The organism is Parafrankia sp. EAN1pec (genome assembly GCF_000018005.1).
GTDB lineage: Bacteria > Actinomycetota > Actinomycetes > Frankiales > Frankiaceae > Parafrankia > Parafrankia soli.
Genome location: NC_009921.1, coordinates 7,842,858 through 7,867,399 on the forward strand (window position 1 = coordinate 7,842,858; position 24,542 = coordinate 7,867,399).

At 72.0% G+C, this 24,542-nt stretch carries 24 protein-coding genes; 17 read left to right on the forward strand and 7 right to left on the reverse strand.

Annotated features, from left to right (window positions below; genetic code table 11):
- Nucleotides 1-50: 50 nt before the first annotated feature.
- The 14 genes from FRANEAN1_RS32145 to FRANEAN1_RS32205 all read left to right on the forward strand — a co-directional run bounded on the left by FRANEAN1_RS32145 (nt 51) and on the right by FRANEAN1_RS32205 (nt 12,927).
- Nucleotides 51-770 carry a helix-turn-helix domain-containing protein gene (locus tag FRANEAN1_RS32145; protein ID WP_020463859.1) on the forward strand — a complete coding sequence of 240 codons (720 nt, stop codon included), beginning with the start codon at nt 51-53 and terminating at the stop codon, nt 768-770.
- 10 nt (nt 771-780) lie between these two features.
- Complete coding sequence (locus FRANEAN1_RS32150; RefSeq protein WP_020463860.1) at nt 781-1,653, forward strand: hypothetical protein; 873 nt, start codon at nt 781-783, stop codon at nt 1,651-1,653.
- Between the two features lie 78 nt (nt 1,654-1,731).
- Nucleotides 1,732-2,868: a Fic family protein gene (locus FRANEAN1_RS32155; protein WP_020463861.1), complete on the forward strand. Its 1,137-nt coding sequence runs from the start codon at nt 1,732-1,734 to the stop codon at nt 2,866-2,868.
- Nucleotides 2,869-2,969: 101 nt separating this feature from the next.
- Nucleotides 2,970-3,227, forward strand: a complete 258-nt coding sequence (locus FRANEAN1_RS32160) for an Arc family DNA-binding protein (protein WP_041255020.1) — start codon at nt 2,970-2,972, stop codon at nt 3,225-3,227.
- A complete protein-coding gene (locus tag FRANEAN1_RS32165; protein ID WP_020463863.1) occupies nt 3,224-3,604 on the forward strand; it encodes a hypothetical protein in 381 nt (126 codons plus the stop codon). Before FRANEAN1_RS32160 ends, FRANEAN1_RS32165 begins: the two co-directional genes overlap by 4 nt.
- A gap of 204 nt (nt 3,605-3,808) precedes the next feature.
- The gene (locus FRANEAN1_RS32170) at nt 3,809-5,926 is read left to right on the forward strand and encodes a serine/threonine-protein kinase (protein ID WP_020463864.1); all 2,118 of its coding nucleotides are present in this window, start codon (nt 3,809-3,811) and stop codon (nt 5,924-5,926) included.
- A 22-nt stretch (nt 5,927-5,948) separates the two neighbouring features.
- The gene (locus FRANEAN1_RS32175) at nt 5,949-6,899 is read left to right on the forward strand and encodes a class I SAM-dependent methyltransferase (RefSeq protein ID WP_020463865.1); all 951 of its coding nucleotides are present in this window, start codon (nt 5,949-5,951) and stop codon (nt 6,897-6,899) included.
- 132 nt (nt 6,900-7,031) lie between these two features.
- Nucleotides 7,032-8,009, forward strand: coding sequence for a DnaJ domain-containing protein (locus FRANEAN1_RS32180; protein WP_020463866.1), 978 nt, complete (start codon nt 7,032-7,034; stop codon nt 8,007-8,009).
- Nucleotides 8,010-8,426: 417 nt separating this feature from the next.
- Nucleotides 8,427-8,558 (forward strand): hypothetical protein, encoded by a 132-nt coding sequence (locus tag FRANEAN1_RS44300; RefSeq protein WP_275078515.1) that lies wholly within the window; start codon nt 8,427-8,429, stop codon nt 8,556-8,558.
- A 446-nt stretch (nt 8,559-9,004) separates the two neighbouring features.
- Complete coding sequence (locus FRANEAN1_RS32185; protein WP_198145397.1) at nt 9,005-9,397, forward strand: OmpA family protein; 393 nt, start codon at nt 9,005-9,007, stop codon at nt 9,395-9,397.
- Entirely contained in the window at nt 9,394-10,290 is an 897-nt protein-coding gene (locus FRANEAN1_RS32190; RefSeq protein ID WP_020463868.1) for a hypothetical protein, read from the forward strand. The genes FRANEAN1_RS32185 and FRANEAN1_RS32190 overlap by 4 nt, the downstream gene beginning before the upstream one ends.
- A gap of 154 nt (nt 10,291-10,444) precedes the next feature.
- Complete coding sequence (locus tag FRANEAN1_RS32195) at nt 10,445-10,930, forward strand: hypothetical protein (protein ID WP_020463869.1); 486 nt, start codon at nt 10,445-10,447, stop codon at nt 10,928-10,930.
- 390 nt (nt 10,931-11,320) lie between these two features.
- Nucleotides 11,321-12,400 (forward strand): hypothetical protein, encoded by a 1,080-nt coding sequence (locus FRANEAN1_RS32200; RefSeq protein WP_018500353.1) that lies wholly within the window; start codon nt 11,321-11,323, stop codon nt 12,398-12,400.
- Nucleotides 12,401-12,561: 161 nt separating this feature from the next.
- A complete protein-coding gene (locus FRANEAN1_RS32205; protein WP_198145398.1) occupies nt 12,562-12,927 on the forward strand; it encodes a DUF2203 domain-containing protein in 366 nt (121 codons plus the stop codon).
- A gap of 404 nt (nt 12,928-13,331) precedes the next feature.
- On the opposite strand, the gene FRANEAN1_RS32210 is transcribed toward FRANEAN1_RS32205, so the two are convergent.
- On the reverse strand, nt 13,332-13,853 hold the full coding sequence (locus FRANEAN1_RS32210; protein WP_041255021.1) for a putative immunity protein: 522 nt from the start codon (nt 13,851-13,853) through the stop codon (nt 13,332-13,334).
- Between the two features lie 154 nt (nt 13,854-14,007).
- On the opposite strand from FRANEAN1_RS32210, the gene FRANEAN1_RS32215 reads away from it, so the two are divergent.
- On the forward strand, nt 14,008-14,859 hold the full coding sequence (locus FRANEAN1_RS32215) for a class I SAM-dependent methyltransferase (RefSeq protein ID WP_020463872.1): 852 nt from the start codon (nt 14,008-14,010) through the stop codon (nt 14,857-14,859).
- Nucleotides 14,860-14,901: 42 nt separating this feature from the next.
- Here FRANEAN1_RS32215 and FRANEAN1_RS32220 read toward each other — a convergent pair whose 3' ends face one another.
- The gene (locus tag FRANEAN1_RS32220; RefSeq protein ID WP_020463873.1) at nt 14,902-15,924 is read right to left on the reverse strand and encodes a 1-acyl-sn-glycerol-3-phosphate acyltransferase; all 1,023 of its coding nucleotides are present in this window, start codon (nt 15,922-15,924) and stop codon (nt 14,902-14,904) included.
- A complete protein-coding gene (locus FRANEAN1_RS32225) occupies nt 15,921-16,781 on the reverse strand; it encodes a patatin-like phospholipase family protein (RefSeq protein ID WP_020463874.1) in 861 nt (286 codons plus the stop codon). The genes FRANEAN1_RS32220 and FRANEAN1_RS32225 overlap by 4 nt, the downstream gene beginning before the upstream one ends.
- Before the next feature lie 113 nt (nt 16,782-16,894).
- Between FRANEAN1_RS32225 and FRANEAN1_RS32230 the strand changes: the two genes are divergently transcribed.
- On the forward strand, nt 16,895-17,599 hold the full coding sequence (locus FRANEAN1_RS32230; RefSeq protein ID WP_020463875.1) for a hypothetical protein: 705 nt from the start codon (nt 16,895-16,897) through the stop codon (nt 17,597-17,599).
- Between the two features lie 65 nt (nt 17,600-17,664).
- Here FRANEAN1_RS32230 and FRANEAN1_RS32235 read toward each other — a convergent pair whose 3' ends face one another.
- Nucleotides 17,665-19,548, reverse strand: coding sequence for an AMP-binding protein (locus FRANEAN1_RS32235; protein WP_020463876.1), 1,884 nt, complete (start codon nt 19,546-19,548; stop codon nt 17,665-17,667).
- Between the two features lie 114 nt (nt 19,549-19,662).
- Here FRANEAN1_RS32235 and FRANEAN1_RS32240 point away from each other — a divergent pair, with 114 nt between their 5' ends.
- Nucleotides 19,663-20,733: an LLM class flavin-dependent oxidoreductase gene (locus tag FRANEAN1_RS32240; protein ID WP_020463877.1), complete on the forward strand. Its 1,071-nt coding sequence runs from the start codon at nt 19,663-19,665 to the stop codon at nt 20,731-20,733.
- Here the strand turns inward: FRANEAN1_RS32240 and FRANEAN1_RS32245 are convergent.
- The 3 genes from FRANEAN1_RS32245 to FRANEAN1_RS32255 all read right to left on the reverse strand — a co-directional run bounded on the left by FRANEAN1_RS32245 (nt 20,696) and on the right by FRANEAN1_RS32255 (nt 24,387).
- On the reverse strand, nt 20,696-21,487 hold the full coding sequence (locus tag FRANEAN1_RS32245; protein WP_020463878.1) for an SDR family oxidoreductase: 792 nt from the start codon (nt 21,485-21,487) through the stop codon (nt 20,696-20,698). The genes FRANEAN1_RS32240 and FRANEAN1_RS32245 overlap by 38 nt on opposite strands.
- Before the next feature lie 140 nt (nt 21,488-21,627).
- A complete protein-coding gene (locus FRANEAN1_RS32250; protein WP_347176837.1) occupies nt 21,628-23,487 on the reverse strand; it encodes an ATP-dependent DNA helicase RecQ in 1,860 nt (619 codons plus the stop codon).
- Between the two features lie 228 nt (nt 23,488-23,715).
- Nucleotides 23,716-24,387, reverse strand: coding sequence for a triacylglycerol lipase (locus FRANEAN1_RS32255; RefSeq protein ID WP_020463880.1), 672 nt, complete (start codon nt 24,385-24,387; stop codon nt 23,716-23,718).
- Nucleotides 24,388-24,542 lie beyond the last annotated feature (155 nt).

Here is a 24,542-nt window from a genome sequence, read left to right on the forward strand (position 1 = left end):
CCGGCCCGCGCGCGGCAGCCCGCCGGGCCTTCGTTGGTACGGTGCTGGGGATGTCGGTTACCTATCGCGAGTACCAGCCGCCGGCCGGTCTGAGGCCTGTGGTGGCCTGCACGTGGGAGCACGAGTCGGACGAGGGCCACACACAGCTGGTGGTGCCCGACGGTTGCATGGACCTGATCTGGTTGTCCGAGCGGGAGCTGGTGATCGTCGGCGCCGACACGGGTCCTCGCGGGGTGAGCCTGCCGGGGCACGCCCGGTCGTCGGGCATCCGCCTGCGCTGCTCCGCGGCCGGCGCGGTTGTGGGGGTGCCGGCGTCGGAGCTGCGCGACCGGCAGGTCGACGCGGCGTCCGTGTGGGGTGAGCAGGCTGTGGGACTACAGCAGGCCCTCCCCGTCGCCGCACCCGCGCGGCGGCTGGAGCTGCTGGCCGACGCGGTCGGCCGACGCGACGCACGACCGGACGTGCTGGTGGCCGCGGCCGCGCGCAGGCTCGCCGTGCCCGGGGCCCGCGTGGCGGATGTCGCCGCCGAACTCGGGGTCGGCGAGCGTCAGCTCCACCGCCGCACCCTCGCCGCTGTGGGCTACGGGCCCAAGATGCTCGCCCGGGTCGCCCGTCTGCGCCGTCTGGTGGGGCTCCGCGACGATTCGCTGTCGTCCCGCGCGTTGAGGGCCGGCTACGCGAGCCAGGCGCACATGAACGACGAGGTGCGTCGGCTGACCGGCAGCACACCGGTCCGATTTCTGAAAGACGCCGCGCTGAGCGCTGCCTAGCGTGGCGGCCATGCCTGTTGACGTCGAGTCCGCCGAACGGTTCATGCTGGCCAACGCCCGCCTGCTGGATCGTCACCTGCTGGCCGTGCTGCTGCACGACGCTCCCGTGACGCCCGTCCTCGACGCGTTGCGTGCCTACCGAAACCCTGATGGCGGCTTCGGTCACGCGCTCGAGCCCGACGTCCGCGCCCCCGGCAGCGAACCGACCGCCACGCTGCACGCGCTGGAGGTGCTCACCGCGCTCGGTGAGCTCGACCATCCGATGGTCGCCGAAGCCGCCGTCTGGATCGCGACCATCGCGGATCCAGATGGTGGCGTTCCGTTCGTCCTGCCCGCCGCCGCGGCGTATCCGCACGCGCCCTGGATGGTGCCCACCGAGGGCGGGTCGCAGCTCACGTTCGGGATCGCGGGTGCGCTGTGGCAGGCGGGTTCCCACGAACCCTGGCTGCGGCACGCGACCGAGTGGTGCTGGGCGACGTTGAAGAGCCCGGACGAGCTGAGCGGCTACCTGCTGAAGTTCGCCCTCGGCTTCCTCGACCAGGTTCCCGAGCCGGCCCGCGCCGCCGCGGTGATCGAGGATCTGCGCCCCCGGATCGAGCCTGACGGCTCCATCTCTGTTCCCGGCGGAACCGAGAACGAGCGGATCACCCCTCTCGCCCTGTCACCGAAGCCAGGCAGGCGCAGCCGTGCTCTCTTCACGGACGACCAGATCCAGGCTGATCTCGACCTCCTGGAAAAGGGACAGCGCGACGACGGCGGCTGGACGTTCGACTGGCTCGGCTGGTCACCGGGACAGTCCGTCGAGTGGCGCGGTCTCGTCACGCTGCAAGCGCTGGAGACGCTCACCGCGCACGGCCGGATCACGCTGCCCCGCGCCGTCTGACAGCTGAGCGGCAGGCCACGCCACGCGGGTTACCCCGACTCGCTCGACGTGATGACTGTATCAATCTATCGTTGATGCATGCTTTATCCCACTCCGACCCTCGGGCCCGCCGACGATCAGGTGCTCGGCGAGATCGACGGCCTGCGGGATGCGCTGCGGCACCAGATCCAGACCACATCGCCGAAATGGACTGACGGGCTCCGGAAGTTCCTGACCGCCGATGCCGTCGCGGCCTCGAACTCCATCGAGGGTTTCAAGGTGTCCACGATCGACGTCCAGGATCTGATGACCGGCGAGCGGGATGTCGAAGTCTCGGACGAGAACCGCGAGGAGACTCTCGCCTATCAGCGGATGATGACGTATATCCAGACGCTCCACGACGCCGAGGACTTCAGCTACAGCAAAGGGCTGCTCAACGCGCTGCACTGGATGCTGCAGGGTCACCGGCACACCGTGCGCAAGCCGGCCGGGCAGTGGCGCCGGGGCCCGGTCTACGTCACCGATGCCCGCGACCCCAGCATCGCGGCCTATACAGCCCCGGGCGCCGAGGGCGTCCCCGCGCTGATGAACGAGCTCATCGGCTGGCTCAACGCCGCCGACGGCGCCCATCCACTGGTACGGGCAGCAATGGCTCACCTGCACCTGGTGTCCATCCACCCCTGGGCTGACGGGAACGGCCGGATGTCCCGTTCGCTGCAGACGCTCATGATCGCCCGCGAAGGTGTCCTGGCCCCGGAGTTCTCGTCCGTCGAGGCGTGGCTCGGCCGGCCCGGTAACACCTGGGAGTACTACCGCGAGCTCAGCGACCGGGGCGCGACGTACCTTCCCGACCAGGACGTCTCCAGCTGGATCCGGTTCAATCTGACCGCCTACCACCAGCAGGCCCAGACCGTTCAGGGCCGGCTCGACCGCTCCGGGCGGGTATGGGGGGCGCTCGCGGAATTCACCGAGAGCACCGGTCTGGACGAGCGTGTGGTGAGCGCCCTGCACGATGTGGCCATGGCCGGGCGGGTCCGCCGCTCACGCTACGAGCAGGCCGAGAGCCTGAGCCTGCAGCAGGCGCAACGCGACCTGCGCGACCTCACGACCGCCCAGCTCCTGGAACCGGTCGGCCGAACCCGGGCCCGCTACTACACGGCCGGCACCCGCTTCCCTCAGCCGGCACTCGACCTCGCACGCAAACCCATGACGCTGCGTAATCCCTACTCCGGCTGAGCCTTGCCGCGCACCGTGGCCCCTACCGCCGTCGGACGGATTGCGGGTACGTTTACGTACCCGTATCCGTTCGGGAGACGTGAGTGGGAGAGGGGTCCGGCGTGGCCGACGCCAATGTTCGTATCCCCGCTGAGGCCCGGGACCGGCTCGCCGAGGTGGCCGCGGCGGAGGGCCTGTCCCTGCGCGCCTACCTGGCACGCCTCGCGCAGACGCTGCTGACACCGGCGGAGCGGGCGGCGCGGGCGGAGCAGGCCCGCGCCGCGCTGCGGGAGTGGAACGGCTACGACCCCACCGCGGACGAGACCGCGGCCCTGGACGCCGAGCTGGATCGCCGCCTGGGCGAGGCAGGACCGCGGTGACGGACGCGCTGCACGTCGTCCTCGACGACGCGGCCATGGTCGCCGCCGGCCAGGGCAACGCGTTGGCCTCCCGCCTGATCCACCGCGCGCACACCGAACCGGACTGGTTTCTCTACGCCCCGGCCTGCGCGCTGGTAGAAGCGGACCGGGCCCGGCCGGGTACCGCCGAACACATCGCCGGGCTGCCCGCCGTCACCGTCCTGGAACTGGACCTGCCCGCCGCGCTCGCCGTCGCGCGTGGGACCGGGTGGGCGTTCGCGCACAGCCGGTACGCCGCCGAGCCCACCCCCGACCGTCCCGACGGCGCGGTCATCGCGACCGCGGCACCGCAGCGGTGGGCCGCCCATCCGGTACGGATTCTCGACCTCAACCTGTGACGACTCGTCGTCGCCCCAGTCGTTGCGGCTGCACGGCGGCTACTCATAAGTAACAGTCGGCTGCCGGCGGCGGACCACCCGCCCGCTGTGGTCCGCCGGCGCGGTGTCAAGGCCGTGAGATGTCTACGATGTGTCCTCGCGTCCCGGTCCGGGCGCCGGCCTGAGATGCTGGCTCCGGGCGATGGGTGCGGCCGAGGGGGTCAGGTGGCGGTCGGTCCGGATGGCGCACGGGTCGTAGCCGGTCGTTACCGGCTGGTGGCACGGCTCGGAGCCGGTGCGATGGGAACCGTCTGGCGCGCCTTCGACCAGGTCCTGGAGACCGAGGCGGCGCTCAAGGAGATCGAGTTCGCCGGTGGCGTGCCCGACTACGAGCGCGCCGAACGGGTCGAGCGGGCGCTGCGCGAGGCGCGGCACGCGGCCAAGCTGCGCGGCCACCCGCATGTGGTGACCATCCTGGACGTCGTCCTCGAGGACGGCCTGCCGTGGATCGTGATGGAGCTCGTCCCGTCCAGGTCGCTGTTCGAGGTGGTGCGGGACGACGGGCCGATGCCGGTGCCCGAGGTCGCCCGGATCGGCATCGCGATGATCGACGCGCTGCTCGCCGCCCGCGCCCAGGGAATCGTGCACCGGGACGTGAAACCGTCCAACGTTCTGATCGGCACGGACGGACGCGTGGTGCTCACCGACTTCGGAATCGCCACCGGCGACGGCGATCCGACTCTCACCGTGACCGGAGTACTCGGCACCCCGCTGTACATGGCGCCCGAGCGGCTGAACAACGCTCCGGCCACCTTCGAGGCCGACATGTTCAGTCTCGGGGGGACGCTGTACTTCGCCGTCGAGGGCCGCCCGCCGTTCGAGCGGGAGAGTTTCGGCGCGATGCTCGCCTCGGTGCTGCTGCACCCGCCGACGCCGATGCGGCTCGCCGGTCCGCTGGCGGACGTCCTGACCGGACTGCTGGAGAAGGAGCCGGAGCGACGGCTGCCGGCCGGGGCCGCCCGGTCGATGCTCGATACACTGATCATCAACGGGATGGCCGCGGGCGGCGGTAGTGGTGGCCCGTCCACCGGCAGTGTGGCCGCGACCGGTACCGCCGTGCTCGGGAACCGGGGCGGCCGTCCGGTGGTGCGGGCGGACGGGCTGGGCTGGCAGGCCCGCGCGGGCGATGCGGGCGGCCAGGGCGGCGTCGGATCCTGGCGGGTGCCGGGCACGCTGGAGGGCGAGCCGGAGTTCGGCAGCGGTCAGTTCCGACCGACCGGCCCGGCCGGGGCAGTACCCCGCGTCGATCCCGAGGCCCCGACGACCCTCGCCAGCGTTCGGCCCGTCCATCCCGGCGGACCCGCCGCCCCCGAGACCGACGGGCACGACGAGGCGGCGGGCCATGGCGACGCGGACGGGGCTGTCGACGCGGGCGGGCCGGTCAGCGCGCCGCCGCCGCCCGCCGGGGTCTCCGTCGTCGAGCAGGACGGCGCGCTGCTGATCACCTGGGAGCCCTCGCCGGGCGCCGAGACCTACCGGGTGATCCGGGTGGTCCCGGATGCCTCGGCCGGCGGCGGGCGGCGCGAGCGCAGTCTCGCCAGCACCACCTCGACCGAGTGGTTCGACGCCGGGGTACCCAAGGGTGTCCAGGTGTGGCACGAGGTCGTCGCGGTCGGACCGAGCGCCGGCGGCGGTGCCCGGTCGGCGCCGGCCCGGAGCCCCGCCCGGGTGGTGCTGCCGCCGGTGACCGCGCTGCGCGCCGACATGACGGACGACGCCGTCGCGCTGTCCTGGCGTCCCGTCCCCGGCCGCGACGAGGTGATCATCGAGCGGACGCACGACGAGACGTCATCGATGCGCGGGGCGATGCGACGGTACCGCGGCTTCGGCGGGGCCTTCGTCGACAGCGACGTGCAGACGGGCGCGGTCTACCGCTACCGCGTGTGGGTGGCAGCCGGCGAGGAGTCGGACGGGCTGCGCCCGGCGGCCTGCGCCGAGGTCACCGCCCGCGTGATCGCCAGGCCGCGCGCCGTCGTCGACCTGGAGGCGCGGGAGACGCTCGGTGGCACCGTGCTGCGCTGGACGACCGTGCCCGGATCGGTGGTCCGCGTGTACGCCACCCAGGCTCCGGAGCAGGCGGGCCTGGCCGGGACTGGCCCGTTCGGGCCGGCGGACCGCGAGGTCGGCCTCGGCTCCCTGGAGGGCCGGGCCCGCCTCGTCGGCGAGAGCCGGCGGGGCCGGCTGGTCGACCGGGACGGCACCGGCACGGTGGTCTACACCCCGGTGAGCATCGCGGAGGACCGGGCGGTGATCGGCGCCGCCGTCACCCACACCGCCCCGTGAGCTGTCGGGACGCGATGCGAGCATGGCCGTCGTGAACATCTCCACCTCCGAGATCGACGCCCGCGAGAACGACAGCGCCGAGCACGGCGCCCACGCTGGGCACCACGAGCACGATGAGCACGGTGAGCACTGCGAGCACGGTGAGCACGACGGGGACGGGCACGACGAGCAGGGCGCCCGGCCCGCGTACGGGTACACCGAGATCGACTCCGCCGGCGCCCGCGCCGCGAACCGGCACTACTGGGATTCCGAAGCCCCCTCCTACTACGCCGAGCACGGCGACTTCCTGGGCGACGTCGACTTCTGCTGGAGCCCGGAGGGGCTGCGCGAGTCCGAGGCGCGGCTGCTCGGGGACGTTGCCGGCCGGGTGGTCCTGGAGGTCGGCTGCGGCGGGGCGCAGTGCTCGCGGTGGCTGGCCGGGCAGGGCGCGACCGTCGTCGCCACCGACCTGTCGGCGGGCCAGCTCGCGCAGGCGCGCGCGCTGAACGACCGCACCGGAGTGTCGGTTCCGCTGTTCCAGGCCGACGCGATCACGCTGCCGGTGCGCTCGGAGAGCGTCGACATCGCCTGTTCGGCGTTCGGCGCCGTCCCGTTCGTCACCGACAGTGCGGCGCTGATGCGGGAGGTCGCCCGGGCCCTGCGGCCCGGCGGCCGCTGGGTCTTCTCGACCACCCACCCCTTCGTGTGGTGCCTGCCGGACGCCCCCGACGCCAATGGGCTAGTCGTCTTCCACAGTTACTTCGACCGCCGGGCGTACACGGAGCACTCCGAGACCGGCGAGCCGACCTACATAGAGGCACACCGGACGATGGGCGACCGCGTACGCGAGATCATCGCCGCCGGCCTGGTACTACTCGACGTCATCGAGCCGGAATGGCCTGAGGGTCACAACCGGGTGTGGGGCCAGTGGGGACCCCTTCGGGGGCAGTTCGTTCCGTCGACGTCGATCTTCGTCACGGCCAAGCCGGGCTGACGGCGACCGACCTTCGGGCCATCCGTGGTCTCGCTCACCGCGATCGCCGGCGGTCGACCCGCGAGATCCCGCCTACGGTGGGAACAGGTCGACGCGACGCCCCACTGCAACGGGCGCCGGGAGGTGATCGCCATGCGTGATACGCCAAAAAGCCAGTCGGCCCAGTACTTGCGGGCCTCGATGTACGAGGTGCTCGGGATCGCACCCACGGCTTCGGACGAGGAGGTCCATGCCGCCTATCGGCGCGTGGTGAAACGCGCCCATCCGGACGCCGGCGGATCCCAACGCGCGTTCCTCCGGGTGAACGCGGCGTACCGGGTGTTGAGCGACCCCGGTATGCGGCGAGCCCACGATCTGTGGCTCGCCCATCTGCTCGACGCATATGACCAGCCGGGACGCTCCGGCGGCGCGCGCCCGCCCGGCGGGCGGGCCGCGCCCGGCGGGCGCCACCCCGCCGACGGGCGTCCCGGATCCGACGGACGAACGAACCCGGGCGGGCGCACGTCGCCCGGCGGGCAGGCGGACAACCCCGGACGGGGGGCTTCCGGCAATCGGGGCACCTCGGATGACCCGGCACCCCCCTCGGGGGGTGCCGCCCCGGGCCGGCGGGGAGCGTCCGGCCGGGCCTCCGATCAGAGGGGGCCAGGCAAGGGCACGGACTCCGCCAGCGGATGGGGCGAGGCCGGTGGCTGGGCCGCCACCGGTGGCTGGGGCGATGCCACTGCCGCTCCCCTACCCGAGGATGGCCGGGCGTCCGGCGGGCGGCGACGCTCGCGCCGGCGCCCACCAGCCGACGCCGCCGAGTGGGTCGTGGGGCCCGACCAGGCCATGACACCGGACGGCGGCCCAGCCGGGCCGCCCCCGTACGAGGCACCCGGCGGGGCCGCGACCTGGGCCACCTGGCCGGACGAGGACTACCCCACGCGGGGTCCCGGCCGGCGGGCACGGCGCAGGTACCTGGTCTCGATGGCGCTGTGCCTGGCCCTGTTCGTGCTGGCGGGCGCGGTGGTGCGGCTCTACTCCGTCCCGGTGGCGATGGGCATGATGCTGGCCTCGATGGTGATCCCGCCGGTGGCGGTCCTCGCGGTCAACGCCGCACGCCGCCGCTGACACGATTCCCCGTCAGCGGCGGCTCACCGGCTCGGGAGCCGAGTCCGGCGCGGAGTCGGGCGCCGGACTCGGCTCCTACCTCCGTGCCGGGCTCGGCTCGACGCTCATCTCCGGAGCCGGGTGCGGCTCGCCCGCGCCGACCGGGAGGACATCACCGGTCTCCAGCAGGGTCTTCAGGCTGGAGATCAGCGGTGGCCAGCCCTCCCCCGATCCGACCTCGCGCTCTCACCCCATGCCCCCGCCCGCACTCCCGCTCTGGACTCCCGCTCTGGACTCCCACATCGGCGCCCCTCCTCGGACGGTGCCGAAATCGCAGGTGTTATCGGCATGGTTCGGGGAATCCCTGCAACAGGTCGACGAACGGACAATGCGGCCCCATGCAGGAGAACACCCGGGAACGAGCCGAAGGAGAAGGCGATGAGGTTGCTGCCCAGGATTCGCCGCGAGGCCCGACGCGACGTCAACAAGGCCGACCGTGCGGGAGCCCGCGGGCTTCGGCGGCTCCGCCGGCGCTCGCGCAGCCACGGGACGACCACCACCAGCTATTGATCGGCCGCCCCGGAACAGAAATACGCAATAACAGGGTGGGGCTCGACACCGGACGTCCGGTGTCGAGCCCCACCCTGTTCGGCCGGTAACGCGCACGGCACCGCAATCATCCGCGACCGGCACCCACCAGACCGATCCGCGACAAACATGATCGATACACGTCACACATCAACGCAACACGGATTAATCCCACGGTCGACACAACGCCCAAGCCTGGGCGACAGGGTGCTTTTCGGCACGGTTATGGTTGGCCCCGCACTTGCCGTTGGGGGCCGACCGTGTATCACGCGTTTCGCACCGCCGGACGTGCCGCGTCCAGGCGACGTCGGCGGTCCGGGGTTCCGGCGTGCGCGGCACTCGCGCTCACCGCCGTCCTCGGTCTCGCCTCAGCTTGCTCAAGTGACGCGGCCGCGTCCAGCTTCACCCCCGCGCCGCATGCCACAAGAGTGCCACCGTCGGTCGCTCCGGACCCGCTCCCGCCGCTGAGCAGCTTCATCACCCAGGCGGACGGCAGCCGGGTCTCGACCGTCAGCGCGGACTACCTCTTCGACGCCAACAGCGCCGACCTGCGGCCCGAGGCCGCCACCGCGCTCGCCGGCACCGTCCCCCAGATCCGCGAGCACGACGGACGCGTCCAGGTCGTCGGGTACAGCGACGGTCTCGGGACGACGGAGCACAACCTCGACCTCTCCCGCCGGCGCGCGGTGGCCGTCCAGGCCTACCTGGTGAGTCAGGACATCCCGGCCTCGCTGCTCGAGGTCGAGGCCAAGGGCGAACAGGGCGCCACCGACGGGGTCGCGGACGCCAGCCGGCGCCGAGTGGAGATCGTGCTGCGATGACCGTGACGACAGCGACCACGACACCGGCGTCCCCGTCCGGGAACACCGCGGGGCCGCCGCCGGGGACGTCCCGTCGCCGGAGCCGGGCGGGACGGCCGCGCGCCCGCGGGGCCGGTCTGCTCGCCGCCGCGCTGCTCGCACTGCCCCTGATCACCTCCTGCAACGCGATGGACACGATGCTTGGGCGGGAGGCCGGCGGCCCGCTCGACTGCACCCGCTACCAGGAGGACGCGCCCAAGGGCGGCGCTCCGCTGCTCATGCTCTACCTGGACGTCTCCGACAACTCGCCGGAGAACGCCACCCGCGTGTCCGAGGGCCTGCGCCCCTATTTCGAAGCCGCGCTGCGGGAGGGCCAGTACATGCGCCTCGTCGCCAGCGGTGGCGGGGACGCCGGACTGACCTATTCGGACTGCCTAGACGGCGGAGCCGTCTTCAAGATCGACCGGAACAACGACACCCGCGAGGAGAAGGACCGCACCGCGGCGACCGACGCGCTCACCGAGGAGGTCGACCACATCGTGCAGAGCGAGCAGGTCCGCCCCACCGGCAGCGTCACCGGCCTGCTCTCCGGCGTGAACGACGAGATCGCCACGCTGCGGGCGGCGCCCGGCGTCGAGATCGGCGCGGTCACCGTCGTGGTCTGGAGCGATCTACTCGGTACCGGTCAGGCCTCCGACTGCCTCAACGTGGACGGGAAGAAGGCGTCCGTCCAGATCGCGGAGGCCATGGTGCGCCGCTGCTTCTCCCCGGAGACCCAGCAGCTCACACCGATCGCGAACAGCAAGGTCCGCTTCATCGGCGTGAACGAGGGAGCGGCGACCAGGCCTCAGCAGGACATCGCCCGCTATCTCAAGGGCGAGCTGTGCCGACGGATCAGCAGTGACTGCGGCTGACGCCGCCCCCATCGCCCAACTGGGGGGTGCGCCGAGCCCGGGGATCGTAGCCACGCCCTCCACCGGGACGCACACCGCCGGACCACATACCGGCGGAACGCACACCGCGGTGCCGCGAATGCCCGTGGCCGAAGCAACCGCGAGGAGACGACCCATGGGCGTGCTGTTCGAACCCGAGGACCAACATTTCAGCCCGGCCCTGATGCGGTCGACGGTGGTGATCCTGACCTGCCTCGCGCTGCTCGCCGTCCTGGAGACCTGGGTCTGGCTGACCCTGTCGTCGCCGTTCGCCCGGGTGTCCGTCACCGGGTCGATGATCGTGACCGCGGTCAGCTTCTTCATCGCCGGCAACACCTTCCGCCTGCGCGACATCCGCCGCCGGGTCGGCAACCGCGCCCGCGCCGGCCGGATCGCCCCCATCGACGCGCTGTCAAGCCTGCCACCGCGGGAGACCATCGCCCGGCGTTTCATGCTCGGCGCGATCGGCGCCGTCGTCGGTGTCGGCACCCTTGTCCTGACCATGGTCTTCGCCGGTGACGAGACGGAGGGCGCCCGCGAGGCCATGGTCGCCTCGGTGCTCGGGATCGTCTGCGCGATGCTCTGTTTCGTGGGGGGAACCTTTGCCCGCCCGATCGACTGACGTTTTCCCGCCGCCGCCCGCCGCAATCGTCGCCCGCGGAAAGGGCTGTTCTCCGCCCGGCCATCTTCCGCACCTCGGATGTTCGTTTTCGCCGGTCGGCCGCCCGTCCTCACCACCCGCGCTCACGCTTGCTCCTTCGCTGGCGGGTACGCTTGACCGCCCGCCTTCGCGGGTCGCCTTCACGGCCCGCCCTAATCGGCTCACGACATCCCCGGCTACCCGACATCCCCGGATACCCGACCGCCCCGGCTTCACGTCCGTCCCAGGTTTCAAGGCCGTCCTGTTTTCTGAATTCTGAGGCTGACCGGACTCGACGAGGCCGTCCAGACCATCGAGGCCATCCGAACGAAGAGGCCGCCCGAACGAAGACACGGAAAGAGGGACCCTCAGGTGCTGCGCAGGGGAAATCGGCCAGGCCGTCTAGCCAAGCAGCTCATCCGCCAGGTTGGCGACGCCGACATCGCGCTGGCGGGGGCCGAGACCCGCCCCAAAGTCCTGAAGAGCCTGGAAGAAGCGGAGATCCAGGAGGTACGCGCGGCCGTCCGAGCGGACGCCCGGACTCTGGAGGAGCTGATCGCCGAGCTCCGCATGGAGATCGACTCCAGGGCCGAGCGACGGGAACGCCGGACCGAACTGATCAAGAACAAGGTCGAGCAGGGCCGGCTCTGGCGCAGCGTCGGCATCCAGGAACGCATCCCGCAGATGCAGTTCGCGCCGGCCGTCCGCCACCTCATCCTGCTGGTGCTCGCCTCCCTCGACTTCTTCGTCTTCGCCGACGCCTACGGCGTGCTCACCGACGCCGCGGACTACGGCGTCAGCTGGTTCCTGGGCGGCATCCTGGGCATCGCGGTCTTCATCGCCGGAATGGTGCTCGCCCACGCGATCAAAAGCGCGATCCTGGCCCGGGCCCAGATCCAGCTCCTGAAGGCCGCGGACGTCGGCGAGGTCAAAATGGACCAGGAGGTCCGCGAACAGCTCGTCACCACCAGGACATCGGCCCTCGCCCTCACCCTGACCTCGACGATCTTCCTGCTCCTGTCGATCGCGGGTGTGCTGGTGCGGATCCAGGGCGCGTCCGGCGACGGCGGCGACGGCCCGGCGATCCTCTTCACCGCGCTGATCCCGCTGGTGGCGGTGGCCGTGGAGCTCTACCTGCACGACCCGACCGAGCGCGACGAGCCGATGCCCAACGTCGTCGACCGTCGCCTGGAACGACGCCTCGCCAAGGCGGAACGGCGGCTGCGGATCGTCGCCGCGCAGGTCGAGGCCAAGGTCGCGAAAATCGAGAAGCTGTACCGGGTGGAGGAGACCATCCTCGACGTCGAGCAGCGCGACATGGGCATGCGCCACACCACCGACCTGGTACTCGGCGGCGGCCACCAGATCCCGACCGTCGCGACGAACGGGCGCTCCGCCGAAGTCGACCGGGATCAGCTCGAGAAGACCATCAAGATGGCCCGCCGCTCCTGAATCCATCCTCCTCCGGCGGGCCCACCAGGCCCGGCGACCCCGGTCGATGATCTTGGAGACGGGAGCCGCCCGGGGCCATTTCCCGCGATCCACGAACGCGCGTGCCGGTCGGTGCCACCCGGCTGGGCCCGTTGACGTCCAGGCATGATGGACTGGACTACGTGGACCAGATGTTCTCCGTGGACGAGGCCCGTGCCCTCATGCCCGAAATCCACGAACGCGCCGCCGAGTTCGTCGCACGGCGGGCGGACCTCACCGAGCTGAGCGCCGCGCTGGCGGATGGCGCGTCGTCCCCCAAAGGGGGACTCGCCGAGATGAAAGCCCTGCAGGCCTGGCTGTCCGAAGCGCTGGCCTGGTTCCCCGCCCGCGGCATCCAGGTCAAGGGCGCCGCCCCGCTACTGATCGATTTCCCCGCCATCCTCGATGGCGAGAACGTGCTGCTGTGCTGGATCGAGGGCGAGCCGGATCTCGCCTGGTACCACCGGGCCGACCTTGGCTTCGCCGGCCGCCGCCCCCTTCCCAGCTGACCCAATATCCCCACCGCTCCAGATGTGTGGCGGGTGAGTGAGTCCATACGCTCATTCACCCGCCACACTTGCGGTCGATGCCTTGGAATTCCTGCTCGGTTGGGTTTCGGGAGCAGTATCGGCCGGAAAGCCAAGAATTGGATCTCGCGGGGGCGCCGTGGATAGGTTGGCGGATTCAACCGGTGCTCGCGTCGCCGACCTCGGTGATTCCGGAAATGACGTCCACAAGTTCCCACTCTGGCACCCATCTGTCGGTTCCGACAGCGATTTTCCAGACCTCGACCTTCCTGGCCCGGGAACTCGGGTCCACGCCGCCAGCCTCCAAGTATCTCTCAGTAGTCAACGATGACGAGACCCGCCCGAATGCCTGTTCTTCCTGCCTCCGCAGCGGCGCACCTCGCTGATCAGCGGCGAAGGGCTGCGTCGAGCTGATAGCGGAGCACGTCCAGACGACCGCGACCAGGGCCACAAACCGGCATCTGCCGCACGATTCCGCGAACTGCCGGCGAGGCGTGCTCGATCGCCCATCGGATCTCGGCGTCACCGATGCTGGCGTCGTCGCCCGCCGCGAGTTCACCCGCGCGCGCCGCTTGCATCGCTGGCCCAAGGGCGTGTTTCGCCTGGTGAGGGGTGGCCAACGGATGGATGTAAGGGGCTGCTGCCGCGTAGCCCGCGGCGCGGGCGGCGGCTGTGGCGGCCGGATCGTCGACTTCCCGTGCGGCTGCGAGGGCCGCGAAGGCAAGGGAGCGCAGCGGCCCCATCCGCGTCTCTCCGCGCGCGTAGGAGCGGATGCCCTCGATGGCCTCACGAGGGCGGGTGTCGCAGGGAGCCTTCTCCTCGAAGAGTGGCAGCACCCGCTCGGCGCAGTCGGCAGCCCAGATTCCGAGAAGTCGACGGTCTTCTTCGCTTATGGTCACCTTGTTCACCGCACATCCTGCCGGTTCTGGTACTCCCTGTTGTTGCCAGCCGCATCTCCGACTACGCCGGTTTCACTCCGGTGCGGCCACCACGTCCAACGTACGTGGTGACCCGCCCAGTCAGGGCCGTGGGGCCACCCGCCGCTCTGACAGAGTGGGCGCCATGGTCACCGAGCTCGCCGTCGACGCGTCGAACGCCACCCAGCTCGCCAGCTGGGACGGAAATGGAGGCGCTTTCTGGGTCGCCAACGCCGATCGTTTCGATGAGGGGGTCGCCGCGTACCGCGATCGGTTTCTGGCCGCGACCGCGATCGACGAGACAGCGGCCGTGCTCGATGTCGGTTGCGGCGGCGGGCGGACGACCCTGGACGCCGCCTGCCGCGCCGCCGCTGGATCTGTCCTGGGTGTGGACCTGTCCTCGGAGATGCTCGAGCTGGCCCGCCGGCGCGCCGAACGCGAGCACGTCACGAACGCGACCTTCGAGCAGGCCGACGCGCAGATCCACCCCTTTCCCACCGGAGCCTTCGACGTCGCCGTCAGCCGACACGGGGTGATGTTCTTCGGCGATCCCGTCGCCGCCTTCACCAACCTCGCGCGCGCCCTGCGCCCCGGCGGGCGCATCGTCCTACTGACCTGGCAGCCGTTCGAGCGCAACGAGTGGCTCAAGGCCTTCTTCACCTCACTGGCCGCCGGCCGTGAGATACCTGTCCCACCATCGGACGCGCCGAGTCCGTTCGCCCTCAGCGACCCCAACCGGATCCGGTCGCTCCTGAACGCGGCCGGGTTCTCCGACGTCCACCTGGAGGGCCTCGTCGAGCCCATGTATTTCGGCACCGACCCCGACGACGCCTTCCGGTTCGTCTCCGCCCAGCATGCCGGACTGGTGCGCGACCTCGACGCCAGCGCCAAAGGCCGCGCACTCGACGATCTACGAGCCAACCTGGCCGAGCACCACACCGAACGAGGCGTCCTGTACGACTCGGCAGCCTGGCTCATCCAGGCCCGCCGGGACTGAGGTTGCGAGTGCCAGTCAGGGGCCGGGCGGGCGGTGGGACGGTCAGGGTTCCGGGGAGGTTGGGAGGGGGTTCGGGGAGCGGCGGGAGTCGATCCAGGCGTCCACCACTGCCCAGTTCATGGTCAACCAGTCCGCGCGCTCCGTTCCGGTGGGCGGCAGCTCGTCCGCGGGGAACCACCACCAGCGCAGCTCCATCGGGGCCGTCAACGGCAGGGCCTGCCAGACGAGGCCCGGCGTGACCAGGAGGTCCAGCCCCGTGTGGGCGACCACGGCCGTTCCCCCCACGGTTCGCGCGTCCAGCGCGGCGAGCACGCCGGCGGGACGGGGCGGCAGCACGTGGGTGAGGTTCTCGGCCACCGCGGCCCGGCTCGACTGGCCGCGCAGCCGCAGCCCGCGGATCACCCGCCGGCGGCGCCGCGCGGTGAAGTTCGCCCCCTCGGGAAAGATGACGAGGGCATCGCGGGACGTCAGCCTGGTGGCCAGGTCGTGAACCCGAGCGGGTGCCGTCGGGTCGGCGCCCTCCGTGCGCAGGAAGCAGGCGTCCAGCCGGCCGAGCAGGATGTCGATCGCCGGGTCGAGCTGAAGGCTCGCCAGGAGCACGACCCGCGGCGTGCGCCGGTAGCGGTCGAGCAGCAGGTGGACCAGCGCGAAGGAGTCACCGACCCCGGCGTGCCTGCTGGCGACCAGGACGGGGCGGCCGGCGCAGTCCACAGTGCCCGCCGGCGGTTCGCGGACGGTCAGGCGGAACGCGACCAGCCGCCCGGCGGCAGTGACGACAAACCGCAGGACGCCGCGCAGCAGGCGCAGGTGGACCTCCTCCCACCTGGCGCGGAGCAGCGGCCGGGCCAGCCACAGCCCGAAGCCGCTCACGATCACCACGGCCTCGGCGGCGAGGTAGGCCCCGGCCAGGGCCGCCACCCGGGACAGCCGTAGCCGGCGGTCGACGGGCGCGCTGAGCAGGCCGAGCAGAGTCACCAGGACACCGAGTACCGCGCCGCCCACCGCGACCGGGATGAACAGAGGATCGATCACGAGGCGGCGGATCGCCCTTGGTGGCACTCTCACGCCTCACGCCCCGGAGCCGCCAGGAGGTCGAGGTAGTCGGCTGTGGCCTGGCGGGCGCGTTCGATCCGGCGGCGGACCCCGGAGGCGGACCGGTATCGCAGCCCGACCAGTGGTACCCCGGTGGCGTCACCGATCGGCAGCAGGTGGACGGCGACATCCGCCGGCAGGGCGGCCATCGCGTCGGCGAAGCCGCGGCGGCGGGCGATCTCGAAGGCCACGAGGCCGGCCTCCCACGGCCAGCGGCCGGGGCGCAGCGGCCGCTCGATCCGCCCGACGTGCAGGACGTAGACCGTTCGCGCGCCCAGCATCACCGCCCGGCCCACGGGAGTGCTGTCGATAAGGCCGCCGTCGACGAAGTGCTCGTCCCCGATCTTGACCGGGGGTAGCAGCGCGGGCACCGCGCACGACGCCAGGACGGCGTCGACGAGCGGGCCGCGGTCGAACCAGTGCGCGGCCGCACGTTCGACGCTGGCCGCCACGCACTGGAAGGGCACCGCCAGCCGCTCGAAGGAGGACGGCAGGTTCGCCTTCAGTATCCGGCGCAGCGGCGCGTTCGAGTGCAGGTAGCCGTGCTGGACGACGGTGGCCAGCCGTTTGGCCGGCCCGCCGGCGAAGACGTCCGAGCTGCCCAGGTCGGCCCACAGCTCGGTCAGCCGCCCGATCGCGGCTCTGGACGGGTCGGCGGCGACCGCGGCACCGTTGATGGCGCCCACGGAGGTCCCGACGACCAGGTCGGGGCGGACGCCCGCGGCCAGGAGCGCGTCGAGCATTCCCACCTCGGCGGCGCCCAGGACACCGCCGCCGCCGAGCACGAACGCGACCGGCCCCGGCTGTTTCTCGGGCGGAATGCTGGTCACCGCAGCCTGCTACCCCGCCGAACCAGCCCGGAACCCGATGGTCCGGCGGCGTCTGCGCCCCCCTGTGGCCTCCTCATCCCCGGTCGTCCGGGACGGGTGGCGGGCGGAGAACAATGGCCGTCATGCGCACGCTCACCGAGGACGACATCCTCACCGAGGATGACCTGGACGAGATCGTCATCGAGGCCGCGGGCGACGGCCGCCACCGGCAGGCCGCGGCACAGTTCGAGGATCTCGCCGCGCGGCCTGAGCTCCACGGCCAGGTCAGCGCGTCGATGCTGCTGGTCCACGCCGGCGGCCAGTACGGCCTCGCCGACGACTGGGACGAGGCGGTGCGCTGCTACCGCGCTGCCGTGGTCGCCAACGACACAGCGGCCGCCGGTTCGGTGGCCGCCGCGGCAGCGGCCGCCATGGCGGCGGATGACCCGGCGGCGGATGACGCGACGGATGACGCGGCAGCCGGCGTGGCGGACATCGACCCGCGGGTCTGGCTGCATGACGCGCTCGTGCGCAAGGGCGACGAGGCCGAGGCCACGACGCTGCGCGCCGAGATCAAGTCGAGCCGCTCCACGAATCCGGATGTGTACGCGGCGGTCGCGGAGACGCTCGCGGAGCACGGCCGGCAGCAGGAGGCGCTCACCTGGTTCACGATGGGCTTCCACCGCTGCCAGGACGCGGATGTCCCGGTCTACATGCTCCACCTGCTGCTGATCGGGCGCCGCGCGATACGCAGGAACCTCGGCTTCCCGCCGGACGAGCTGGACGAGATCGCCGACGCCTACGTCGACCACCTGGAGGCCACCGACAACCTCGCTTGACCCGATCAGGCCTCCCACAGCATCGCCCGACCTGGTCAGGTGTCTGGCAGCCTCCCCGGGCTCGATCAGGCGTCCGGGAGGAGGACGGGGCGCAGGGCGTCGAGCACGGTGACGTCCTCGATGGTGGAGGGGATCGCCGGTGAGCGGCCGTCGGCCAGTTCGCGCATGGTGCGGCGCAGGATCTTGCCGGAGCGGGTCTTCGGGAGGGCGGCGACGACGTCCACCCGTCGCATCGAGGCGACCGGCCCGATCTCGGCGCGGACCCGCGCGACGAGCTCGGCGGCCAGTACGTCCGGCGTGATCTCCGCTCCGCTCTTCATCACCACGAGCCCGCGGGGCACCTGGCCCTTGAACTCGTCGGCGACGCCGACGACGGCGCACTCCGCCACCGCCGGGTGGGCCGCCAGCACCGCCTCCATCGATCCGGTGGAGAGCCGGTGCCCGGCCACGTTGATGACGTCGTCGGTGCGGCCCAGGACGAAAACGTAGCCGTCGTCGTCCACGTAGCCGCCGTCACCGGTCAGGTAGTAGCCGTCGAAGGCCGAGAGGTAGGAAGCGATGTAACGCTCGTCGTCCTCCCACAGCGTCGGCAGCGTGCCCGGTGGCAGCGGCAGACGGATGCAGATGGCCCCCTCTGTGCCGGGCGGGACCTCGGCTCCGGCCGCGTCCAGGACCCGCACGTCGTATCCCGGCATCGGCACCGACGGGCTCCCCGCCTTGAGCGGCAGCGGCTCCAGCCCGAGCGGTGCCGCACAGATCGGCCATCCCGTCTCGGTCTGCCACCAGTTGTCGACGACGGGCAGGCCGAGCACGCCCGAGGCCCATTCGTAGGTGGCCGGGTCCAGCCGCTCGCCGGCCAGGAACAGCGCCCGCAGGGTGGTGCGGTCGTACCGGCCGACGAGCTCCGCCTCCGGGTCCTCCTTCTTGATCGCGCGGATCGCGGTGGGCGCGGTGAACAGCACGTTCACCCCGTGGTCGGCGATCACCCGCCAGAAGGCCCCGGCGTCGGGGGTGCCGACCGGCTTCCCCTCGTAGAGCACCGTCGTGGCGCCGACCAGCAGCGGCGCGTAGACCGTGTACGAGTGGCCGACCGCCCAGCCGATGTCGGAGGCCGCCCACATCACGTCCCCCGGCCCGATGCCGTACACGTTGCGCATCGACCAGGACATCGCCACCGCGTGGCCGCCGTTGTCCCGGACGATGCCCTTCGGCCGCCCGGTCGTCCCGGAGGTGTAAAGGATGTACAGCGGGTCGGTGGCCGCGACGGGCACCGGGGCCAGCGGGGGCGCGGAGCCGACGAGGGCGTCCCAGTCGTGGTCGCGGCCGGCCACGAGATCACAGCGGTGCTGTTCGCGCTGCACGATGAGGCACCCGGCCGGCTTGTGGACGGCCAGCTCGATCGCCGCGTCCATCATCGGCTTGTAGGGGACGAGCCGCGTCGGCTCGATGCCACAGGACGCGCTGACCACGACCTTCGGGCGGGCGTCGTCCATGCGGGCGGCGAGTTCCGGGGCGGCGAACCCGCCGAAGACCACCGAGTGGACGGCGCCGAGGCGGGCGCACGCCAGCATCGCCACGACCGCCTCGGGGATCATCGGCAGGTAGACGATGACGCGGTCGCCGCGGCCGACCCCGAGCGAGGCGAGCGCGCCGGCGGCCCGGGCCACCTCGTCGGTGAGCTGCGCGAACGTGTACCGGCGGGACGTCCCGGTGACCGGTGAGTCGTAGACCAGGGCGAGCGCGTCCCCGCGACCGGCAGCGACGTGCCGGTCCAGGGCGTTGGCGCAGGTGTTCAGCTCGGCGTCGGGGAACCAGCGGTAGAACGGCGGTGCGCTCGCGTCGAGAATCCGCTCCGGGGGACGGGTCCACTCGACCTCCCGCGCGGCCGCGGCCCAGAAGGCCTCGGGGTCGGTCCGCTCGTGCTCGTACGCCCGCCGGTATGCGCCCATGCCTGCCATCCTCCCGTTCCACGGCGGGCCGTCCAGGCACTTCGGCGCCAACGGCGCTGTCGCCGGCCGAGCCCTGGTGGGAAGACGGGCACCGGTGGGGCGGTTGGCGCAAGGGTGAGCCTGACGAGACCGGTGCCGCTGTCCGTCCTCGACCTGGTGCCGGTGGGCACGGGTGTCTCCGCCGGCGAGGCCGTGCGGGGCAGCCTTGAGCTGGCCCGGCGGGCCGAGGATCTCGGCTTCACCCGCTACTGGCTGGCCGAGCACCACGGCATGCCGGGCATCGCCAGTTCCGCGACGACCCTCCTGATGGGCCAGGTGGCCGCGGCGACGTCCACCATCAGGGTTGGCTCGGGCGGGGTGATGCTGCCCAACCATGCCCCGCTCACGATCGCCGAGCAGTTCGGGACCCTGGGCGCGTTCTTCCCCGGCCGCATCGACCTCGGCATCGGCCGTGCGCCCGGCACCGACCAGAACACCGCGCGTGCCCTGCGCCGCGGCCCGGGGCCGATGTCCGCGGACGACTTCCCCGACCAGCTCGCCGAGCTGACGACCTTCCTCTCCGGTGGGTCGTTCCCCGCCGGGCACCCGCTGCGCGGGGTCGAGGCGTACCCGCGGGCGGACACACCGCCGATCTGGCTGCTCGGCTCGAGCGGCTACAGCGCCCAGGTCGCCGGGATCCTCGGCCTGCCGTTCGCGTTCGCGCACCATTTCAGCTCCGTCAGCACGCTGCCCGCGCTGCGGCTGTACCGCGACTCGTTCCGGCCGTCGCCCGGACGGGAACAGCCGTACGCGATGGTCGCCGCCGGTGTCCTGTGCGCCGAGGAGGACGAGCGCGCCCAGTGGCTCGCCGGGCCCACCCGCCTGACGATGCTGCGCCTGCGCCTGGGACGGCCCGGCGCCTACCCCACGCCCGAGGAGGCCGCGGCCTACCCCTGGACGCCGCAGGAGCGCGATCTGGCGGAGTCCGCGACGTCCTCGCACATCGTGGGCGGACCGGAAACCGTGCGGGACGGCCTGAACGCGCTACTCGAGGCGACCGGGGCCGACGAGCTGATGATCGTCACGAACGTGCACTCCAACGCCGACCGGATCCGCTCCTACGAGCTCGTCGCCCGGCTGGCCCTGGACGAACCGGGGGTCGGGCAGGTCAGGGACGCCCGCGCGGCCGGAGTGTCCGGGCCGTGATCCCCGCGACGAGCCCGCGGCCCAGCAGGCGGGACGCGTTCGAGGTCAGGTAGTTGAGCCGGCCGTCGATCACGTAGGGCAGGCCGCGGTCGAGGCCGCGGAAGGCGGCCGAGACGACCTCGTCGGTGGTGCGCAGCCGTCCACCGGCGCTCATCCGCCGGCCGAGGACCTCGAAGAAGTTCGTGTCGGTCGGCCCCGGGCATACCGCCAGCACCCGGATTCCGCGCGACCGGTACTCCGCCCACAGCGCGATCGAGAAGGACAACACGAACGCCTTCGACGCCCCGTACACAGCCATGTACGGGACGGCCTGGAACCCCGACGTCGACGACACGTTGACGACGGTGCCGCGGCCCCGCTCGACCATCGCCGGCAGGAGCAGGTGCGTCACCCGTTCGACCGCGACGACGTCCACCATGACCTCGCGGTGGTCACGGTCGGCGGGCAGCTCCTCGTACCGGCCGTAGGTGCCGAACCCGGCGTTGTTCACCAGGACGTCGATCTCGCGACCGGTCGCCCGGACCTGTTCGACGAGCAGGTCCGGGCCGTCCTCCCGGGCGAGGTCGACCGGGACCATCCACACCCGCACCCCGTGCAGAGCGCGCAGCCGCTCGGCCACCGGCCGCAGCTTCTCCTCGGACGGCGCGGCGAGCACGAGATCGGCCCCGCGTGCCGCGAGCGCCTCGGCGAACGCGGCCCCGATACCCGACGAGGCCCCCGTGACCAGCGCGGTCCGGTTCCGGAAGTCGGTCAAGAAAGCGGTGCTCCTCAGGTCGGCGGCAATCGGCGACGTGCGGGGACGGACTGGCCGCGCCCGACCTCGACGGTGCGGGGCACCGCGGTCGCTGACGAAACGACCGGCCAGCGCGGGCCGGCGGTGACGTTACAGCGGGGCTAGTCGGCGACCGCCAGCAGGCCCCGCTCGGTCACCGCCGCCACCGACAGCGTGCGGTATCCGACCTCGTCGAACAGGACGGTGATGCGGTCGCCGTCCTCCTTCATCACCTGGCCGGGCCCCCACCGCACATGACGGACGGCCAGCCCGGCCGGGAACGGCGAGACCTCCGCCGTGGCCTCGTTGTCGCCCACCGGCGCCGGGGAACCGGCGGCGGCCGCGGCCCCGCCCTCGCCGCCCGGCACCCGCTGCCCGGGCAGACGGGACCGGCACACGTCACAGTTCCCGCAGGCGGCGGGGGACGTGTCGCCGAAGTAGGCGAGCAGGTAACGCCGCCGGCAGTCGCGGGTCTCCGCGTACCCGCGCATCATGTCGACCCGCGACCGCTCGAACTCGACCCGCGCCGCGGCCAGTTCGACGGCGCGGCCCGCGGCCTGCTCGGGTTCCGGCGCACCGGCACTGCGCTCGATGCGGCCGTCGTCGTGGACGGTGACCGCGTCGGCCCGTTCGAGCAGGTCCACCATGCGGGTCAGCGCGGTGTCGCCGACCCCGGCGGCGTCGGCCAGGGCGCGCGCGCTCACCGGTTCCTCGGCGTGGCCGAGCAGCACGGCGACGCGGCGCAGGGCGGTCTCGTCCGGGCGTGACGAGGCGAAGAAGCGACGCAGGCCCAGGTCCTCGGGCCGGTAGAACAGGACCGCGACCGCCGGCTGGCCGTCGCGGCCGGCGCGTCCGATCTCCTGGTAGTAGGAGTCGATCGAGTCGGCCACCTCGGCGTGGATCACAAACCTGACGTTGGGCTTGTCGATGCCCATGCCGAACGCGGTCGTCGCCACGACGACGTCGCACCGGTCGGCCATGAAGTCCTCCTCGACCTCACGGCGGCGCGCCGCGCGTAGCCCGGCGTGGTACGCGCTCGCGGTGAGCCCGAGGTCCGCGAGCTCGGCGGCGAGATCCTCGGCGCCACGCCGGGTCGCCGTGTAGACCAGGCCGGGCTTGGTCTCGGCGGCGATCCGCTCGACCAGCCGGGCCTTCTTCTCGTCGTCGTCGACGAACGACTCGACACTCAGGGTGATCTCCGGGCGGTCGAAGCCGCGGACGATCTCCGCCGGATCCTCGAGCCGCAGGCGCTCGGCTATCTCCCGGCGCACCGGCGGCGACGCGGTGGCTGTCAGCGCGACGACCACCGGATGGCCGAGGTCGTCGATCACCTGGCCCAGGCGGGCGTAGTCGGGGCGGAAGTCGTGGCCCCAGCTGGAGATGCAGTGCGCCTCGTCCACGACGAACAGGGAGGGCCGCGCCTCGCGAAGCGCCTCCCGGACGTCGTCGCGGGCGAGCTGCTCGGGAGCAAGGAACAGGAACTCGGCCCGGCCGTGGCGGACGGCGTCGATCGCCGCGAGCGCCGCGCCGCGCCCGCTCTGCGAGTTCGCCGCCACCGCGGGCGCGTCAGCGTCAGGCTGACGCGCACCGGACTGGCCGGCGTCGGGTCTGGCGGCGGTCCCGGGGCCGGCGGGCACCGCGTCCAGCAGGCCGCCCAGGCGTTCGGTGAGCCCGCGCACCTGGTCGCGCTGCAGCGCGATGAGCGGCGAGACGACCACGGTCGGCCCCGCCGTGAGCAGGGCCGGAATCTGGTAAACGGCCGACTTGCCACCCCCGGTCGGCAGGACGCACAGCATGTCCCGGCCGGCGGTGACGGCCCGCATCGCCTCGAGTTGGCCGGGACGCAGCTCGGCGAACCCGAAGCCCTCCCGGGCCACGGCCCGCAGCAGGTCGTCCAGCTCTGTGTGTTCCTCTGCGTGTTCCTCGTCGTCCCGCGGCGGATCGGGGCTGGCGGTGTCCGCCACCACCGCCTCGGCCACCACCGCCTCCTCAGGCATGGGAGGGGGCGGTGACGCGGGCGGCGGGGCGGGGCTATCGCGGTTGCGGCGTTGCAGCGGCAGACGGCGCAACCAGCCCGCCAACCGGGTGCGTGCCGGATCGTGACCATTCATGGTGCGCCTCGGCGTACCCGTTCCCGGGACGTTCGCACACACCGGACCAGGATCGCTCGTTAGCCGCCCGCTCGGCGGCTGAGCCCGGCTCAGCCCAGCTCAACCGATGAAGGCTCTGACCTGACTGGCCACGGTGTTGTCGTCGTGCAGCTCGGAATGGCCGAGGCAACCGGCGGCGGTGTTCGTGGCACCCGAGAGGGAGACGCTGGAATCCGGGTTGATGGTGTCGTCGCAGGACGACCACCACGTACCGTAGTTGACCGCGCCCGGAGTCTCGTCACCGGAGTTCAGGGTGTTCAGGAAGGACGATCCCGGGCTCATCTCCGAGCAGGCCGTGTAGAGCCATCCGCACAGGGTCGCGGTGCTGGTCCCGTGGTTCGGGCCACCCAGCGACACGAAGTCGTCGACGACGGACGTCCCGCCGAGGTTCTTGAGGTAATAGCGCGAGGACAGCGCGCCCATGGAGTGGGTGACGAGGTCCACCTTGGCCGCGCCGGTCGCGCTGCGCACGGAGGAGATTCTGGCGGCCAGCTGGTTCGCGGTCGTCACGTTCGACTGGTGCGAGTCGTAGGTGAACACGACCAGGTCGGACGACGACCAGCCGTTGGCCTGGAAGTCGGCGACCATGTCGGTCCAGGTGGATGTCGATCCGTTGAATCCGTAGACGAAGATGACGGGTTCATGTGTCGCCGCGGAGGCGGCGGTCGACGTGCCCAGCAAAGCTGCGGCGGCGACCGCGAGAGCGCCAAGGATCCTGGCCGCTCTGGACATGGGAACTCCTGTCGTTGCGGGGTCAGCGCAGCAAGCCTTGCATCCCCGCGGGGAGCTCCCTTTGAATCCGTGGGACGTTCACCAACGGTTGCCGTCACGGCCAACCAGCCGTTGAGGCGGCACCGCCGCGGAAATCCTCGTGGAATTCTCGCGTA